Source organism: Paenibacillus radicibacter, assembly GCF_024721995.1.
GTDB classification, from domain to species: Bacteria; Bacillota; Bacilli; order Paenibacillales; family NBRC-103111; genus Paenibacillus_AM; species Paenibacillus_AM radicibacter.
The window spans coordinates 151,768-168,149 of the sequence record NZ_JANQBC010000011.1 but is presented as its reverse complement, the minus strand read 5'-3'; the positions used below and the strand labels follow the sequence as shown (position 1 = coordinate 168,149).

At 46.7% G+C, this 16,382-nt stretch carries 16 protein-coding genes and 1 riboswitch; all 16 genes read left to right on the top strand.

The window, feature by feature from the left end:
* Nucleotides 1-5 precede the first annotated feature (5 nt).
* Nucleotides 6-224, top strand: a riboswitch (cobalamin riboswitch).
* A gap of 175 nt (nt 225-399) precedes the next feature.
* The 16 genes from NV379_RS19800 (at nt 400) to NV379_RS19725 (ending at nt 16,249) form a co-directional block, all read left to right on the top strand.
* On the top strand, nt 400-1,392 hold the full coding sequence (locus NV379_RS19800) for an ABC transporter substrate-binding protein (protein WP_258209065.1): 993 nt from the start codon (nt 400-402) through the stop codon (nt 1,390-1,392).
* A gap of 3 nt (nt 1,393-1,395) precedes the next feature.
* Nucleotides 1,396-2,427 (top strand): FecCD family ABC transporter permease, encoded by a 1,032-nt coding sequence (locus tag NV379_RS19795; protein ID WP_258209064.1) that lies wholly within the window; start codon nt 1,396-1,398, stop codon nt 2,425-2,427.
* Nucleotides 2,428-2,437: 10 nt separating this feature from the next.
* Complete coding sequence (locus NV379_RS19790) at nt 2,438-3,232, top strand: ABC transporter ATP-binding protein (protein WP_258209063.1); 795 nt, start codon at nt 2,438-2,440, stop codon at nt 3,230-3,232.
* A 57-nt stretch (nt 3,233-3,289) separates the two neighbouring features.
* The gene (cobT, locus tag NV379_RS19785; protein ID WP_258209062.1) at nt 3,290-4,339 is read left to right on the top strand and encodes a nicotinate-nucleotide--dimethylbenzimidazole phosphoribosyltransferase; all 1,050 of its coding nucleotides are present in this window, start codon (nt 3,290-3,292) and stop codon (nt 4,337-4,339) included.
* Between the two features lie 28 nt (nt 4,340-4,367).
* Entirely contained in the window at nt 4,368-5,048 is a 681-nt protein-coding gene (locus NV379_RS19780; protein WP_258209061.1) for a bifunctional adenosylcobinamide kinase/adenosylcobinamide-phosphate guanylyltransferase, read from the top strand.
* Nucleotides 5,049-5,667: 619 nt separating this feature from the next.
* The gene (gene cbiB, locus NV379_RS19775; protein WP_258209060.1) at nt 5,668-6,645 is read left to right on the top strand and encodes an adenosylcobinamide-phosphate synthase CbiB; all 978 of its coding nucleotides are present in this window, start codon (nt 5,668-5,670) and stop codon (nt 6,643-6,645) included.
* Nucleotides 6,630-7,433, top strand: coding sequence for an adenosylcobinamide-GDP ribazoletransferase (gene cobS / locus NV379_RS19770; RefSeq protein WP_258209059.1), 804 nt, complete (start codon nt 6,630-6,632; stop codon nt 7,431-7,433). The genes cbiB and cobS overlap by 16 nt, the downstream gene beginning before the upstream one ends.
* 44 nt (nt 7,434-7,477) lie before the next feature.
* The gene (cobD, locus tag NV379_RS19765; protein WP_258209058.1) at nt 7,478-8,566 is read left to right on the top strand and encodes a threonine-phosphate decarboxylase CobD; all 1,089 of its coding nucleotides are present in this window, start codon (nt 7,478-7,480) and stop codon (nt 8,564-8,566) included.
* Nucleotides 8,563-10,236, top strand: a complete 1,674-nt coding sequence (locus tag NV379_RS19760) for a cobyric acid synthase (protein WP_258209057.1) — start codon at nt 8,563-8,565, stop codon at nt 10,234-10,236. Before cobD ends, NV379_RS19760 begins: the two co-directional genes overlap by 4 nt.
* A gap of 1 nt (nt 10,237) precedes the next feature.
* Nucleotides 10,238-10,807, top strand: a complete 570-nt coding sequence (locus NV379_RS19755) for a cob(I)yrinic acid a,c-diamide adenosyltransferase (RefSeq protein ID WP_258209056.1) — start codon at nt 10,238-10,240, stop codon at nt 10,805-10,807.
* Entirely contained in the window at nt 10,804-11,766 is a 963-nt protein-coding gene (locus NV379_RS19750; RefSeq protein WP_258209055.1) for an RluA family pseudouridine synthase, read from the top strand. The genes NV379_RS19755 and NV379_RS19750 overlap by 4 nt, the downstream gene beginning before the upstream one ends.
* Entirely contained in the window at nt 11,767-12,132 is a 366-nt protein-coding gene (locus NV379_RS19745; protein WP_258209054.1) for an arsenate reductase family protein, read from the top strand.
* Between the two features lie 48 nt (nt 12,133-12,180).
* Nucleotides 12,181-13,308 carry a site-2 protease family protein gene (locus NV379_RS19740; protein ID WP_258209053.1) on the top strand — a complete coding sequence of 376 codons (1,128 nt, stop codon included), beginning with the start codon at nt 12,181-12,183 and terminating at the stop codon, nt 13,306-13,308.
* 339 nt (nt 13,309-13,647) lie between these two features.
* Entirely contained in the window at nt 13,648-14,784 is a 1,137-nt protein-coding gene (locus NV379_RS19735) for a DNA sulfur modification protein DndB (protein WP_258209052.1), read from the top strand.
* On the top strand, nt 14,784-15,956 hold the full coding sequence (locus NV379_RS19730; RefSeq protein ID WP_258209051.1) for a DNA sulfur modification protein DndB: 1,173 nt from the start codon (nt 14,784-14,786) through the stop codon (nt 15,954-15,956). Before NV379_RS19735 ends, NV379_RS19730 begins: the two co-directional genes overlap by 1 nt.
* 143 nt (nt 15,957-16,099) lie before the next feature.
* Nucleotides 16,100-16,249: a DUF3934 domain-containing protein gene (locus NV379_RS19725; protein WP_258209050.1), complete on the top strand. Its 150-nt coding sequence runs from the start codon at nt 16,100-16,102 to the stop codon at nt 16,247-16,249.
* Nucleotides 16,250-16,382: the final 133 nt, after the last annotated feature.

Below are 16,382 nucleotides of genomic sequence, written 5' to 3'. Positions count from 1 at the left end.
ATAATGAAATACCTTAGCCAATAGGTGCCTTGGAGCGAAGCAGTCTTTGCTTTGAATCAAGGTTAAAAGGGAAGCCGGTTCGAATCCGGCGCGGTCCCGCCACTGTAACCTGGGAGCTGATCTTCATAATGTCACTTTCTTTTTATCAACAAAAGAAGGGAAGGCGAAGAGAAGCGCATTGTAAACTAGGGAGTCAGGAAACCTGCCTATTGACTCGGCTAACGAAATCCTTCGAGGAGAGGATCGCGCTAAAAACGGAAAAGCATGATGAATGAATCTTGTCCAAATCCGTATTTATCGTCCCCTCTGTTTCGTATGTGAAGCAGAGGGGTTTTCGTGTAGAAAGGGTATCAACATTCAGGCTTCTCCTTCAAACAGAAACAAAGGGAGAGAATTGAAATGGTCAAAAATTTGTGGAAAAAAATGTCTTTAGGAATGCTTGCTTTAGCAGCTGTAATTGCGGTGTCCGGATGTGGAGATAAAGCAGCAAGCCCAAGTCCAACTCCAGCAGCGACTGCACCAGCTACACAAGCTCCAGCGAAGAAAACAACTTATCCGTTAACGGTTAAAGATGCAACAGGTAAAGATGTTACATTCGAGAAAGCACCTGAGCGTATCGTATCCGTTTCACCTGCTGAAACAGAAGCATTGTATGCAATTGGTCTTGGCGACAAGATCGTAGGGGTATCCGATTATGATACATACCCTGCAGAAGCGAAGTCCAAGCCGAAGATGGGTAGCATTATGAAACCGAACGTAGAAGCGGTTATTGGTGCAAAAGCTGATGTCGTATTCACAGGTATCTCCATGAAAGCGGCGACAGTTGAAGAATTACGTAATGTCGGTGTCAAAATGTTCAAAGTTGAACCCAAAACACTTGATGATGTGATGAACAACATCTTGCTATATGGTAAAATTACAGATAAACAAGAGCAAGCTGAGAAAGTCGTAAACAAGATGAAGCAAGACCGTCAAAAAGTAGCAGATGCAGTTAAATCAGTAAAACCTGAAGCGAAGAAGAAAGTATATCTGGAATTCTCCCCAGGCTGGACAGTAGGTGGCGGCGAATTCTTGGATGAACTGATTCAAATTGCTGGTGCAGTCAACGTTGCTTCTGAAGCAGGCGTGAAGGGTTGGAGCAAAGTTGATGAAGAGTTAATCATCAAGAATAACCCGAATGTGATCTTGTTTGCAAAAGGCTTAATTGATGATCAAACGAAGAAGACATTAGAAGCTATCATTAGTGAGCGTAAAGGCTGGAGCCAAATGGATGCAGTTGCGAAAAAGCAAATGTTCGGAGTCGATAACGATCTGATCTCTCGTCCAGGTCCACGCTTGACGGATGCATTGCTTGAGATTGCAAAAGCCATTTATCCAGATTTGGTAAAATAATAAATGAAACGAAAACTATGGCTATGGGGAGGCGCAGGGGGACTGCTCCTCCTTCTTTCCATTCTAGTATCGGTTATGATCGGTACGACGTACGTGTCCCCTATTGAAATCATTCGAATATTTGTGAGCAAGCTGCCTTACATCGGTGATGGAATGGTTGTGGATTGGGATGTATCCTCGGAGCAGATCATGATGAATGTCCGACTGCCTAGGGTGATTCTAGGTATCTTTGTTGGTGCTGCGCTGTCTGTAGCGGGTGCGGCTTTTCAAGGGGTTCTGCGCAATCCACTCGCTGATCCGTATACATTAGGTGTGTCTTCAGGGGCATCGGTTGGTGCTGCTGTGCTCATTTATTTTGGTCTGCAATTTGCGTTCTTGGGGCAGTGGACAATCCCTGTTGTTGCGTTCATTACAGGACTGTTATCGTTACTGCTCGTACTTCAATTGGCACAAGTCGATGGCAAGCTTAAGAAAGAAACATTGATCTTATCCGGTGTTGTGATGCAGGCATTCTTGGGGGCATTCGTCTCCTTCTTGGTCGCAATGTCCAAGCAAGTGGTGAATGAAATCTTGTTCTGGTTAATGGGATCACTCGCCATGCGAGGTTGGATATATACGTTTGTTATTGCACCTTACTTCCTCATCGGTTTCTTGATTCTAATGGGGTATGCAAGGTCACTGAACTTGTTCGCACTTGGTGAGCGGCAGGCGGCTTATCTAGGAGTTCGTGTGGAACGAACGAAGTTCATCGTACTTGCAGTTGGGACATTACTGACGGCTGCGGCGGTATCGGTGGCAGGGGTCATTGGATTTGTTGGCTTGATCGTTCCTCATCTGGTACGACTAATCGTGGGACCGGATTATCGATTGATTATTCCATTGTCCGCGCTAGGCGGCGGGATCTATGTTCTGCTTGCGGATACACTCGCGCGTACAGTGCTGAGTCCAACGGAAATTCCGCTTGGAGTTGTAACAGCATTTCTCGGAGCGCCATTCTTCGCCTACTTATTGAAAAAGCGCAAGCGTGCGCTGTAAGGAGGTTACCATGGAAGATAACATGATTAAGGTCGAGCATGTGAGCAGAAGTTTTGGAGAACAGACCGTTCTACAAGATGTAAGCTTTCAGATTCATCAAGGCGAGTTCGTCGGTATCATTGGAACAAATGGAAGCGGCAAGACGACGCTTCTACGTCTGATCTCAGGCGTTGATACGACTGGAGCGGGAGATATTCAGATTCGCGGGAAGAAGATTGCAGGTTATCCTCGCAAGGTACTCGCGAAATTTTTAGCGGTGCTGTCGCAGGATGCGCTGCCGCCGATTGGTTTTACCGTTCGAGAAATTATCGAGATGGGTAGGTATCCTTTTCAAAATTGGCTTGGTGAGGAAGCAGTCGGTGGAGTACAATTGGTAGAGAACATTATCGATAAATTGCAATTGCGTGAGCTAAGTGAGCGATCTGTCGATGATCTAAGCGGCGGTCAGCGTCAGCGTGTTGCACTGGGTAAAGTGATGGCGCAAGAGCCATCGATTCTACTACTTGATGAACCGACGACATTCTTAGATATTGGGTATCAACTGCAAATGATGGATTACATACGCAAGTGGCAGGAAGAGTGTCAGATGACGGTTGTAGCCGTCCTACATGATCTAAATCTTGCGGCTCAATATTGTACAAGATTGCTTGTGCTGCATGATGGTGTGATCATTGCTGATGGTTCGCCGCAGGAAGTGCTAACGCAGAAGCTTGTCCAACAGGTATATGGGACGGTTCCGGTTATTTTGCCACATCCGAGTAATGGATTGCCGCAAATATTACTGCAGCCGGGTATGAGTGAATAGTAATTTTTTATTGGATGAATCGTCATTATTATATATGAAAAGATAGGTGGGATTTGGATGAAGAACTTACAAGACGTACTTACAAACATCAATCCAATCGATGAAAGCATAATGGAAGCAGCGCAGCAGCATCTGGACAGCTTAACGAAGCCTCCGGGAAGTCTAGGCAAGCTTGAGAGCATTGCGCGTCAAGTAGCAGGTATTACAGGCGAAGTGAAGCCTGTTTTTCATAAAAAGACAGTAATTGTAATGGCTGGCGATCATGGTGTATGTGCAGAAGGTATTAGTGCGTTCCCGCAAGAGGTCACTCCACAGATGGTTATGAACTTCTTGAGTGGTGGAGCAGCGGTCAATGTACTTGCGCGTCACGTTGGCGCAGATGTAGCGTGTGTAGATATTGGTGTGAATGCGGAACTATCGCATCCTGACCTTATTTCACGTAAAGTACGCATGGGAACGGCGAATATGGCGGTTGGCGCAGCGATGACTCGTGAAGAAGCTGAGCAAGCAGTCATGGTCGGTGTACAGCTTGTCCATGAGCTTGCAGATCAAGATTATTCCTTGTTTGCAACAGGTGAGATGGGAATTGGAAACACAACAGCAAGTGCAGCTCTATTGTGTGTGCTTGGCGAGATTTCGCCTGAAGATACGGTTGGTAGAGGAACTGGCATTAATGATGAGCGCTTGATGCATAAGATCGAAGTCGTGAAGCGTGCGATTGCCGTGAACGAGCCGAATGCAAGCGATCCAATCGATGTGCTTGCTAAAGTTGGCGGTCTAGAGATTGCAGGTTTAGTCGGAGTAGTCCTTGGGGCGGCAAGCCGTAAATGTCCAGTCGTAATTGATGGGTTTATTTCCTCAGCGGCAGCACTTGTTGCAAGTAAGCTTGCACCTGCCTCCGTTGGCTACATGATCGGATCTCATCAATCGATGGAGCAAGGTCATGCACGCATGCTAGGTGCGGTAGGGCTTACACCGATGCTGCACATGGACATGCGATTAGGTGAAGGTACGGGTGCGGTGCTCGCGTTCTCGCTTATTGATGCAGCGGGTAAGATCATGGCAGAGATGGCGACGTTTGAGAGCGCGGGGGTTACAAAGGGATAGGAAGTAAAGGCAAGGGGGAGGCAGAACTGTGGCGATAATAGTAACTGGAGGCGCGCGAAGCGGCAAGAGCAGCTTTGCCGAGAAGCTCGCGGCAAAGCTTGGGGATTCGGGGCTGTACATTGCGACAGCCCAGATCTACGATGAGGAGATGCGCGAACGCGTCTCCTCGCATCAATCGCAGCGCGAAGAAGGCTCCTTCCCGTGGACGACACGGGAAGAGCCCTACGCGCTGGCAGCATTGCTGCGCCGCCTTGCCGAGCACGGCGGCGTAGGGCTGGGCGCGGAGGCAGCTGTGCCTGCCGCGCCGCGGGTTTCCACAGCCGCCGATGCTACGGCGGCTAGCATTGCTGTGACCGCCCCTAGGGAGGCGGTCGTTGTACTCGTGGACTGCCTCACCCTGTGGCTGTCCAATGAACTGCTCCGGTATGCCGAAGGCTCACCGGAGGTAGTGCCTGCCGTGACGGCGGCGATTGCGGATCTGGTAGCGGCTGTTGCAGCGTACCCGTATCCGCTCGTCCTCGTCACGAACGAGGTTGGGGACGGGGTCGTACCGCCGTCCCCGCTGGGTCGGCTGTTCCGCGACCTAGCCGGCAGACTGAACCAGCAGCTCGCTGCTGCCTGCTCACATGTGTTCCTCGTAACCGCAGGCATCCCAGTTGAACTTAAAAGCATTGCATTCGATTTGGACAACTTCACTCCCAACAAATAGAGGTTACATAAATATTCGGTTTGAGTTTTGGACTGCGGGTGTTCTAATAGAAAAGTTACATAAAATGAGTTAGCGAATTCTTCTGCGAGTATATTAGTTAATTAGAGTATTACTTCCTATGAGAAAGCTAAAGTAGGGCAGTGATCTTCCAGCTAAGAGTCGAAGGGAGGACATTGTCCTGTAGAGCGATAGCGCTCGCCTTGATGCTGTAGTGTTCCTACCGTCATATCAAACCTAATCCAAGAACACGGAAGCATAGCGACGTAAGGATAATGTCCACCCGTAGGCGTCCGACATGGAAGTTATAATAACATCTCTGAGATAACAAGGTCTTCTACGAGAAGACGAAGATACTTAAAGCATTACCTCCTATGGAGGGGCTAAAGAGAGGCAATGATCTTCCAGTCAACAGCCGAAGGGAGGACATTGTCCTGAAGAGCGAAGCGTTCGCCTTAATGCCGTAGTGTTCCTACCGTCATATCAAACCTAATCCAAGGAACACGGAAGCATAGCGACGTAAGGATAATGTCCACCCGCAGGCGCTCCCACAAGGAATTTACGCAATTAATAAATACAAGAAAATTACGCAGTTACCACTCAAGAACAAGGAGCATTAAACATGCTTTTCTATACATGGCAAGAAATCATCGGCATCGTCATCGCCGCAATCATCGTCGACCTTACAGTCGGCGATCCGAAATGGCCAACCCATCCCGTCATCTGGATGGGACGCTTAATCAAATGGCTGGAGCATAAACTCATGCCCGAGCAGCATACCTTAACACCCCGAGCACTGCTGCTGCGGGGATTTATTTTAACAGGACTAACACTGCTGCTCGTAACAAGCCTCATGTATGGGGTCTGGTTTATTGCAGATACGATACATCTATGGCTTGGCTACATCGTAAGCGTCTGGTTCATCTCGACAACCATCGCAATTAAAGGGCTCAAAGACGCAGCCTACCTCGTCATGCACCCGCTGCAAGAAGGCAACCTTGCCGATGCGCGTAAATACACAGGCTACATCGTGGGACGAGACACAGAGGAACTTCCTGAAAGCGAACTATCACGCGCTGTTGTGGAGACGGTCGCAGAAAATACGGTGGATGCGGTATTTTCTCCGATCATCTATGCACTCATTGGCGGTGCGCCACTTGCAATGCTGTATCGAGCTTCCAACACGTTGGATTCGATGGTCGGCTACCGCAACGCGAAATACATCTACTTCGGACGAGCATCCGCACGCTGGGACGATGTGATGAACTGGATTCCAGCAAGACTTACAGGGTTGTTACTTGCTCTCACTGCACTCATCATCCCGAAGCAATCTGCGAAACGCTCACTACTTGCAATCTTTAAGTTTGCGAGCAAGCATCCAAGTCCGAATAGCGGTATCCCGGAGTCTGCCGTAGCAGGTGCGCTCGGAATTGAGTTGGGTGGACTGAACATATACGGCGGTTTTCCCCAGGAGCGAGCACGAATGGGCTGGCCGCTGCGAGAACTAAATTTATCTGATATACAGTCTGCTGTACGAATGATGTACGGCGCAACATTTCTAACGATTGGAGGTCTGTGCATCCTATGGGCACTTCTCTAAAAAATTGGCTGCATGGACTCATTGCTGCTATTCAATTTCTATCTAGACTCCCAATGCCAATTAACATACCGTATAACAACGACGTCTTCCGTCGAAGTGTTCCCTTTTATCCACTGGTAGGAGTCATACTCTCTCTCATCTTGACGTTATTCAGTTCCTTAATCGTAGATATACTGCCAATCTTGCCTGTTGTCATCATCATTCTCGTTATTTGGGTGACACTGACTGGCGGCTTGCATCTAGATGGATTAATGGACACAGCTGATGGTATTCTAAGCCATAGACCGCGTGAGCTAATGCTGGAGATAATGAAAGACAGCCGAGTAGGGGCAATGGGCGTTATAGTCTGTGTGCTGCATCTAATGATGAAAGCAGCGCTTCTTGCAACAATCCTTCCACTAGGATGGAGGATGACTTGTGCGGCACTAGCGCTAAGTCTAATTTGGAGTCGTTGTTTCATGGCGATTGCAATGAAAGGCTGGCCTTATGCACGAAAGGAGTCAGGACTAGGGAGTTATTTTCAAGGGACTCCGATTCTTTATGTATGGATGACTGTTGGAATTGCTTGTAGTATAAGTGCAGTTTTATGGTTCACATTGAGCAATCAACTCGTGGATAACAATGCATACACCTTTATTCTCATCCCAGCCACGATACTTACTGCAGGTTGGCTCATCGCTGCCTATTTAAATCGTAAGCTTGGCGGTCTTACAGGCGATACATATGGTGCGTTAATTGAATTGCTAGAGATGGTCGGATTGCTTGTAGCAGTTGTTTTGTTTTATTAAATCATGAGAAGTGAATTATTTATTCCTGACAGGAGGACATATACATGCTAGAACGATACGGACATGGTGGAGATTTACGTACAGCGGCAGAAGCGTTTGGACTTGGGAAGGATCAATTTCTTGATTTCTCAGCAAACATGAATCCGCTAGGTCCTCCTGCTTGTGTAGAGGATGTGGTTCGTACGAAGTGGGCCGATGTGATTCGATATCCAGATCCGATTTGCCGTGACCTTGTTCAAACCATAGCCAGACATTATGACATTCCGGAGGCAAGTATTCTAGTTGGTAACGGTGCGGCAGAATTGATTGATCTGCTCATTCGGGTAACAAAGCCGAAGACAATTGGTTTAGCGCGGCCATCGTTTAGTGAATATGAGGAAGCAGCTGAGAAAATAGGTTGCGATATCATTGACATTCCACTGCGTGAACGTGATGGTTTTGTCCTTCAGCAAGCAGATGTGGAAGCAGTAATTGAGCAGACGGACACCATATTCCTCGGTCATCCGAATAACCCAACGGGACGCCTGATCCCAAGCGAAGTCATTGATGCCATTACTTCATCTGGTCATCCGCTCATCTTAGATGAGGCGTTTGTTGATTTTCTTCCGAACGAAATGGACGTAAGTCGTATAAGGCAAGCTGCGGTGAATCGCAATGTCTGTGTCATCCGCTCGATGACGAAATTTTATTCGATACCTGGTATTCGTCTTGGCTTTCTCGTGGCGCATCCCGATCAGATTCATACAATAAAGCAGTACAAAGTTCCGTGGAGTGTGAATTTTCTAGCACAAGAGATTGGAACGGCTGTCTTGCAAGATCAAGCATTTACAATGCGTACACATCAATGGCTGCTTGAAGAAGGGCAGTGGCTGACTACTGCTCTTACTGAACTAGGGCTTCAAGTAACCCCAAGTGATACGAACTTTATTATGTTTGCTTTCCCAGCTTCAGGTGATGTGGATATCAAAATCGCCCAGAGTAAACTCGGACAGCGTGGTATTCTTGTACGTGATGCCTCACTATTCGCGGGGCTAGATAAACGTTATTGCCGAGTTGCAATCCGATTGCGAGAGGATAACGAGCGCTTGATTGCCGCCTTATCGCAAGTGCTGAAGGAGGGCTATCACTCATGAGTCATGATTTTCCTTCACAAAAAAAGGGGTTTGCCGCTACTTCCGATTCTGACGGTAAAAGTGTTCATGATGTTGGTCGTACCCTCATGGTACTCGGCACCGCATCGGATGTAGGCAAAAGTATTATTACGGCAGCGTTATGCCGTATCTTTACCCAAGATGGCTGGCGCACGGCACCATTCAAGTCGCAGAACATGTCCAACAATTCCTATGTCACTCCTGATGGCAAGGAAATTGGTAGAGCACAAGGCGTGCAGGCAGATGCTTGCCGCGTACCCGCAACGACGGATATGAATCCGATTCTGCTCAAACCTAAGGGAGACATGACTTCGCAGGTCGTCGTGCATGGTGTTCCTTATGCAGACTTAGAAGCGCGTGCATATCGCGAGTCCTATCTGCCTATTGCGGAAAAGATCGTCAAAGATGCGCTGAATCGACTGCGCATTGATTATGAAGTGGTTGTAATGGAAGGTGCGGGAAGCCCTGCTGAGATTAACTTGAAGTCTCGCGACATCGTCAACATGAATGCGGCAAAATGGGGTGATGCCCCAGTTGTACTCGTAGCCGACATTGATCGTGGCGGGGTATTCGCGTCGATTGTTGGAACGATGGAGATTCTAGAACCGGAAGAACGCGCTAGAGTTGGTGGCTTTATTATTAATAAATTCCGCGGCGATGTGTCTTTGCTTCAGCCAGGTCTCGATTGGCTTGAAGAGAAGACTGGAAAGCCTGTTCTTGGTGTTATTCCATATCTTCCACTGCTAGGTATTGAAGATGAGGATTCGGCATCGCTAGATTCCAAGCGTCAACTTGTTCGCAAGGAGCTGGCTTCGAACGCTAATGACGAAAACTCGTCTAATCTGATCGACATTGCCATCATCCGCTTCCCGCGAATCTCGAATTTCACGGATATGGACCCGTTATTTGAGGAAAAAGATTTGCATGTGCGCTACATTTCGCATGTGAATGAATGGGGAAATCCAGATGCAGTTATTTTACCAGGGAGTAAGAACACATCGGAGGATTTGCTATTCTTGCAAGAAACCGATCTTGCCGAGCGAATGAAGCAATTCGCAGAGGAGCAGTCTGGCTATGTCGTTGGTATATGCGGTGGTTACCAGATGCTAGGGAAGCTATTGCTAGATCCGAATCAAGTAGAGTCGCAGCATACGGAGCTGGACGGACTAGGGCTGCTACCTGCAATCACGATTTTTGCAGCAGAGAAGCGTACAGTACGAGTGATTGGGGAAACTTCATTGTTCGTACAGCATCCAACAACAACCCCTATAACAGGTTACGAGATTCATATGGGACGCACGGAGTTCGAAGAACCCGTAGATCGCCCCTTTGTAATTCGGACAGATGTGCAGAGCGAATCCGAACCGATTTCTGTGGCAGCAACATTCCTTGACGGTGCTTCTGTCCAAGATGGTCGCATTTTCGGGACGTATATTCACGGTATTCTGCATAATGATGATTTTAGACGCAATTGGATCAATACGATTCGTATGCGTAAGGGCTTGGAACCACTTCAAGCAGAGCTGCGCTACCAAGAGAAACGCGAAGCGGCCTTTGATCGACTTGCTGATCATGTTAGAAAACATTTGGACCTCACTCGAATTTATGAGATGATGAGGTTAAATCAATCATGTGAAACGGAGGAGATTTAGCATGAGGATTTATACACGCACAGGGGATAAAGGTATAACAGGTGTCATTGGTGGACGTGTGAACAAGGACGACATTCGCGTTGAGGCATACGGTACGGTGGATGAATTGAATTGTTTTGTTGGCGTTGCGATGGGTAATCTCGACCCGGCTAAATATGCAGACTTACTAGAGGATTTATTGCAAATTCAGCACGAGTTGTTCGATTGCGGGTCAGACCTTGCCTTACTCAAAACCGAGCTAAGACCGTTTAAAGTAACTGCTGAGATGGTCGATGCGCTTGAACCTTGGATTGATAAATATGATGGAGAAACTCCGGATATTAAGCGATTTATTCTTCCAGGTGGAAGTGCAGGTTCATCGGCACTACATGTATGTCGTACGGTGTGTCGTCGTGCAGAGCGCAGAGTGGTAACACTGGCTGCTTCGCAAGAAATTAATCATGAAGTATTACGTTATTTAAACCGTCTATCTGACTTCTTCTTTACGGTTGCGCGCACAGCGAATTTCCGTGAAGGACAGCCAGATGTGGAATATATTCGATCTGCTGAGGTGTTCCGTTCTAAGCCATGAGTTATTATAAACCACTGCAATATGCAGTACCGCCAGAAGAAGAGGGATTTTTGCTGAAGACGATTTTACAAAAAAGACTAGGGGTATCTCGCAAGCTCCTTTCACGCGTCAAGCTGACTGAGAAGGGTATTATGTTAAATGGTGAGCGCGTCTACATTTCGGTGAAAGTCGCAGCAGGCGACTTGGTCGAAGTGCGGATGGAGCTGGAAGAGTCGGAAGACATCATGCCGCAGGAGATGCCTCTGGACATTATTTTTGAAGATGATGAATTGTTGATCCTAGCTAAGAAAGCCGGAATGATTGTACATCCGACGCAGGGTCATTATGTGAATACGATTGCGAACGGTGTCGTTCATTATTGGAGGGAAAAAGGGGAGACCGTGCGCTTTCGCCCGATTCACAGGCTCGATCAAGAGACATCAGGCGTGCTTGCGATTGCGAAAAATGCGTTCGTGCATCAGCAAATCTCCGAGCAGATGATTGCGCATGTTGTGCAGAAGGAATACCTAGCACTTGTTCATGGAGTTGTAGAGCAAGATGAAGGTACGATTGACGCACCAATTGATCGTAATCCAGATGAACCGCATATACGAATCGTGATTGAGTCAGGTTACCGAGCGGTCACACATTATAAAGTCGAGCAGCGTTATGCGATTATGACGCTCGTTCGACTACGTCTTGAGACAGGTCGTACTCATCAAATTCGGGTGCATATGAAATATATCGGGCATCCACTCCTAGGAGACAAGATGTACGGACCAGAGGAATTGTCTACTGACAGTGGACAAGCTGAATCATTAAATACAATCTGTCCAAATAGCACGATCATCGAACGCCAAGCGCTGCACGCAGCAAGACTAGGCTTTGTCCATCCAAGAACAAGAGAGTGGATTCAGTTCGATGCTCCTCTACCAGAGGACATGACAAAAGCAATTGAACAAGTAAAGGAGCTATCTTAGATGAAACTGACAGTATATGAATACAGCAAATGCGGGACGTGCCGCAATGCGTTGAAATCTTTAAAGGCGAAAGGTCATGAGCTTATAACTGTACCGGTGTTTGAACAACCACCAACAGTGGACGAGCTTCGGGATCTGATTGCGAAGAGTGGGCATGAACTTAAGAAGTTTTTCAACACATCCGGTGAAGTGTATAAAGAAATGGGCTTGAAAGATAAGCTCGCAGCGATGTCAGAAGATGAGAAACTAGCACTTCTAGCATCTAACGGTCGCTTGATTAAGCGTCCAATTGCAACAGACGGTACGAAGGTGACAGTTGGTTTTAAAGAAACCGATTATGAAGCAGCATGGGGACAGAATACGTAAGTGTAGCTAGGTGATAGAAGCTTTTATAGGTATGGGAGTGGAATGGGGATGAATGGAAGTCCTGGAGGTCCTGAATTAGGATCGAAACAAGAGAAGAAAAGTGGCAGAAATCCACTGTTTTTCCTCGTTGCGATCGGCGGCTTTATTCTAGCAAAAGGTAAAGTCGTACTCGCGTTATTGAAATATGGAAAGTTCGGTAGTGCATTACTCAGCATGGGTATATATATCGGGGCTTATGCCATAGTGTTCCCGTTTTATTTTGCAATTGGACTTGCTGCGATGTTATTAATTCATGAGATCGGTCATGTTATTGCAGCTAAACGTAAGGGGATGCCGGTATCGGGCATGTTCTTCATCCCGTTCATTGGTGCGATGGTGCGTATGAAACGCAATCCGAAAGATGCGCAGACAGAAGCTTATATTGCTTTCGGTGGGCCACTTGTCGGCACGATTGGTGCGCTCATCACACTGGGACTTGGGGTATGGACTGGTGAACCGGGATTCTACTCCATCGCGTATATCGGATTTTTCTTAAATCTTATTAACTTATTGCCGCTTCAAATGCTTGATGGTGGTAAAATTGCGGTTGCTGTTACGAGATGGTTATGGCCAATCGGACTTGTTGCTGCAATTCCTATTATTATTTATTTGCAGAGTGTTTTGTTCGGCATTCTATGGCTGTTTGCCGCATGGGATCTATACAAGAAGTACAAAGAGCTTCGCTTCAAGCAAGATCTACAAGATAAGCAGCACGAAGGAACCGCTGCGTTCTACATTCCAGAAGATTACTTCCACTCCAGTGGCTACTTTATTCCTGGTGAAGCGCACCGCAAAGAGCTGGATTATACAACCTACACGATTTTAAAAGGTGAAAAAGAAGGCACACAAGTTGTAGAGTTTGAGTGGGAAGGCATCGGATTTAAGGAAAAAGTGGAGCTGCAATTGTCAGCTGTTGTGCATCAGGTCTATGCGACGAAATTCAGTCGTATGCGTGATGAAGACGGTGATTCTGTCGTTCGAGTTGTGATTACGATGGTGCTAAGTGCACATATGAATGATCGCTACTACGAAGTATCAAATGCAACACGCTGGAAATACGGCATTGCCTACATCGGACTTGCTGCCTTCCTTGGTGTGATGATGACTTACGTGCATCAGTTAACGGGAAGATTGTAGAGCGAGTCCAAAAAGTAGGGTCACTACAGAGAAAAAAGCACTTCCGGTCGCTCTCTCAATCGTGAATTTGAATTTGTTTAATGGTATTTTCACGATTTCAAAGGCGAACGCTATCGCTCCTACAGTTGCTTTTTTCTCTTTCGTTTAACTTTTTGAACACGCTCATAACTCCACCCCTTAAGACTGCATTCGTTTATACCAGATTCGTCTGGATAAGCGATGCAGTCTTTTTTTGCTTAAAAAATAGCATTTCATGCTCGTCCCTACGTTTTAACAATCGCATTTTTGTTCAGAATGAGAATAAATAGGCATTTTGGAATACAAGAAGGAGGCAAGACTATGGATTCTATTTCATCTTTATCTGATTTATGGACAAAAGGGCGGGCAAGCAATTTCGTGGAAATTCCAGGTGTGATCGGTCGCACGTTCGGTCAAGAAACACTCACAGCAACAATGCCGATGAGCAGGCTGTTCTCAATTTATGAGGTGGATCTTGAAGTGCAGCGTTCCATTAACCCTCGTAATCTTTCGAAGCTAATCGATTATATTGAGCTATATTTGCAGGACAATCAACCGATCTACTTCCCGGGCATTATTTTCTCAGCGCGTGGGGCAGGTCATTATGATGAGGAATCGCAAGCGTATCGCTTACAGCCGATTGAAAAATTGTACGTCGTCGATGGTCAGCATCGTCTAGCCGCATTTCGCAGGGTGATGGAGAGCTTGCAGAGCCAGATGGCAAGAGCGAAGGATCGTCGTGAATATGAGAAGATGGAAGAGATCTCTCAGAAGCTAGGCCGTTTGTACGCATTCCCAGCATCGGTCATGGTGTATATGGACATCAATGCGAAGCAGGAGCGTCAGCTGTTCTCGGATATTAATAAATTACCACGCAAAATTGGCGGCAACTTAGCCGTACTTCGTGACCAACGCCGTTATTATCATGTAATGGCAACGGAGTTGATTCAGAAGAAAGCATTAACTGAGCGGATTCCAGTGGATATTTACTCCGAACGTGGCAAAGGACCAGAGTTCTTGTTCACGTACCACCTGCTCATTGAGATCGTAATTGGTTTATTCGAGGGACGGATGAAATCGAGCGCAAGACAGAATGGGTATCGATATGAAGAGAAGATGATGGAAGAACACCATGAATTAGCCAAAGAATATTTTCACAACATGCTGAAGTATTTGCCAGCGCCAGTTAAAGGCTCACTGCCTTGGTCGGAAAATATTCAAATTGCGATTGCGCTATTCATCCACAATGAAGCGACGAAGACCGGTAAGTTCAATCGTTATGCGATGAATTATGCGATGCGGATCTTACCGCATATGAACTGGGACGGCATTTACCAAGGTGAAGAGAAGGATCGCTTGCCAAGACGTTCACGGATTACGAAAGCGCATCAGCATCTCGTTCGCTTTTATCAAGATCAGCATATGTTCTTAATTCGTGATGGGGAGGATGTGGGCTAATGAATGGACTTCGATTACAAATGACAATCTACCCGTTTTGTGAAAAATTCGGAATGTCTACGGTCGCACTGAAAGTACGCGATTTGCTCGACTATACAACGATTGACCCAATGGTACAGCGGAAACTGAGCATGATGCAGCGTAGGAAGATTGCGAACTACTTGCAGGAGCGGGAGCTCGATCAAGTATTCTTCGGTCCAGTGACCTTGTCGCTGCGGGACGTGAGTTCTTTTGCAAGGGATGATGAGGGCTTGGTACTACGTCAGGGTTCTAAGCTTAGCATTCTCGATGGTCAGCATCGGATTCTTGCGCTTGGTTATGTCGGTGAGCAGATGACGAAGGAAGCGCGAAGACATTCCAGACGTATGGTGACGCTCAAGCTACAAATGCGCAAAGATGGTCATTCCGACGAGATAGCTCGCGAGATCGAACAGTTGGATGGATTAATTGAGGAGTTGGAAGCACGTCGTCTTGCCCTCATGGAAACCGAGCTTGCAGTGCAGATCTATATCGGACTGAATGAAGAAGAGGAGAAGCAGTTGTTCGGAGACATTAACTCCAAAGTCCAGCTTGTTTCCAAGGAACTTGGTCATTCATTTGACTCGATTGATCCGATTAACCTCGTCATACAGCAGATCGGGGATCACAACCAGTTACTGAAAGAAGCAGGAGTTGAGAAGCGTAATTCGTTAACCGCATTTAACCGCAACTTCACATGCTATTCGTGGATGTATTCAATTACGACGATGCTGTTCTCTGGCAGAATGCAGCCGTCTTATGAGCTCATGCGTACAGTACGCAAAGATATTCCGTTCTATGTGGAAGTACTGCATGGTTTCTTCAACACCTTACTACCGGTAATGCCGGAGCAGCCGGGCTTGTCTCAATATATTTCGGCTTCGCGCGTGATGCAGGAAAGTATTGCGCTGTATGCGAATCAATTCTTGTTCAAGGATGGGGAGTTCAATCCAGATTGGCTTAGCTGCTTACGTATCTTGGATGGATTTGACTGGTCGCATCAGAACGAAGAGATGTTATATATTTTCGGTGCACAGGATAATGGTAAAATGAACTTGATTCATGAGAAGTCGCTGCGTAAGCATAGCAAGCTTGTGAAATTCCTCCTCGAAGGTATGGACCCTACAAGTGGGGATATAGCTTCTATGGCATAGGATTTATATAGATCGTGAGCAGAAGGGAGTATGTGCTTGATATACTTCCTTTTTTTACTCCTTATCATAAGGAATTTATGAGCTTTCTGCTGTACATCGAGCTTCAGATGTTGTATATTTCATGGAGCATTGGAGTTGATGAGATGAGTAAAAGCAAAGGTACCGGACGAGGAACGGACAAGAAGGGTTGGAACCGCTGGCAGGCAAGTGCTACTCGGAAGAAAAATACACCCAAACCATATAAAAGTAATGCCGATAAAGAAGCGGCTAACGGGAAGCGAACGAGCAAGTAATCTTCCTTTTATGAAAAACAATGCATATGAATCCCTGACGATAGTCGTTGGGGATTTATTTTTTTGGGTTAAATGCCCAAACAGCTTTTGGCAGAAGACGAAAGCTTTGGTATATTAGGGAGTAGGAAATGAA

Excerpts from the sequence above, each read along its gene's own strand:
- NV379_RS19800 (WP_258209065.1), top strand. The coding sequence starts at position 400 with ATGGTCAAAAATTTGTGGAAAAAAATGTCTTTAGGAATGCTTGCTTTA.
- NV379_RS19795 (WP_258209064.1), top strand. The coding sequence starts at position 1,396 with ATGAAACGAAAACTATGGCTATGGGGAGGCGCAGGGGGACTGCTCCTC.
- NV379_RS19790 (WP_258209063.1), top strand. The coding sequence starts at position 2,438 with ATGGAAGATAACATGATTAAGGTCGAGCATGTGAGCAGAAGTTTTGGA.
- cobT (WP_258209062.1), top strand. The coding sequence starts at position 3,290 with ATGAAGAACTTACAAGACGTACTTACAAACATCAATCCAATCGATGAA.
- cbiB (WP_258209060.1), top strand. The coding sequence starts at position 5,668 with ATGCTTTTCTATACATGGCAAGAAATCATCGGCATCGTCATCGCCGCA.
- cobS (WP_258209059.1), top strand. The coding sequence starts at position 6,630 with ATGGGCACTTCTCTAAAAAATTGGCTGCATGGACTCATTGCTGCTATT.
- cobD (WP_258209058.1), top strand. The coding sequence starts at position 7,478 with ATGCTAGAACGATACGGACATGGTGGAGATTTACGTACAGCGGCAGAA.
- NV379_RS19760 (WP_258209057.1), top strand. The coding sequence starts at position 8,563 with ATGAGTCATGATTTTCCTTCACAAAAAAAGGGGTTTGCCGCTACTTCC.
- NV379_RS19755 (WP_258209056.1), top strand. The coding sequence starts at position 10,238 with ATGAGGATTTATACACGCACAGGGGATAAAGGTATAACAGGTGTCATT.
- NV379_RS19750 (WP_258209055.1), top strand. The coding sequence starts at position 10,804 with ATGAGTTATTATAAACCACTGCAATATGCAGTACCGCCAGAAGAAGAG.
- NV379_RS19745 (WP_258209054.1), top strand. The coding sequence starts at position 11,767 with ATGAAACTGACAGTATATGAATACAGCAAATGCGGGACGTGCCGCAAT.
- NV379_RS19740 (WP_258209053.1), top strand. The coding sequence starts at position 12,181 with ATGAATGGAAGTCCTGGAGGTCCTGAATTAGGATCGAAACAAGAGAAG.
- NV379_RS19735 (WP_258209052.1), top strand. The coding sequence starts at position 13,648 with ATGGATTCTATTTCATCTTTATCTGATTTATGGACAAAAGGGCGGGCA.
- NV379_RS19730 (WP_258209051.1), top strand. The coding sequence starts at position 14,784 with ATGAATGGACTTCGATTACAAATGACAATCTACCCGTTTTGTGAAAAA.
- NV379_RS19725 (WP_258209050.1), top strand. The coding sequence starts at position 16,100 with ATGAGTAAAAGCAAAGGTACCGGACGAGGAACGGACAAGAAGGGTTGG.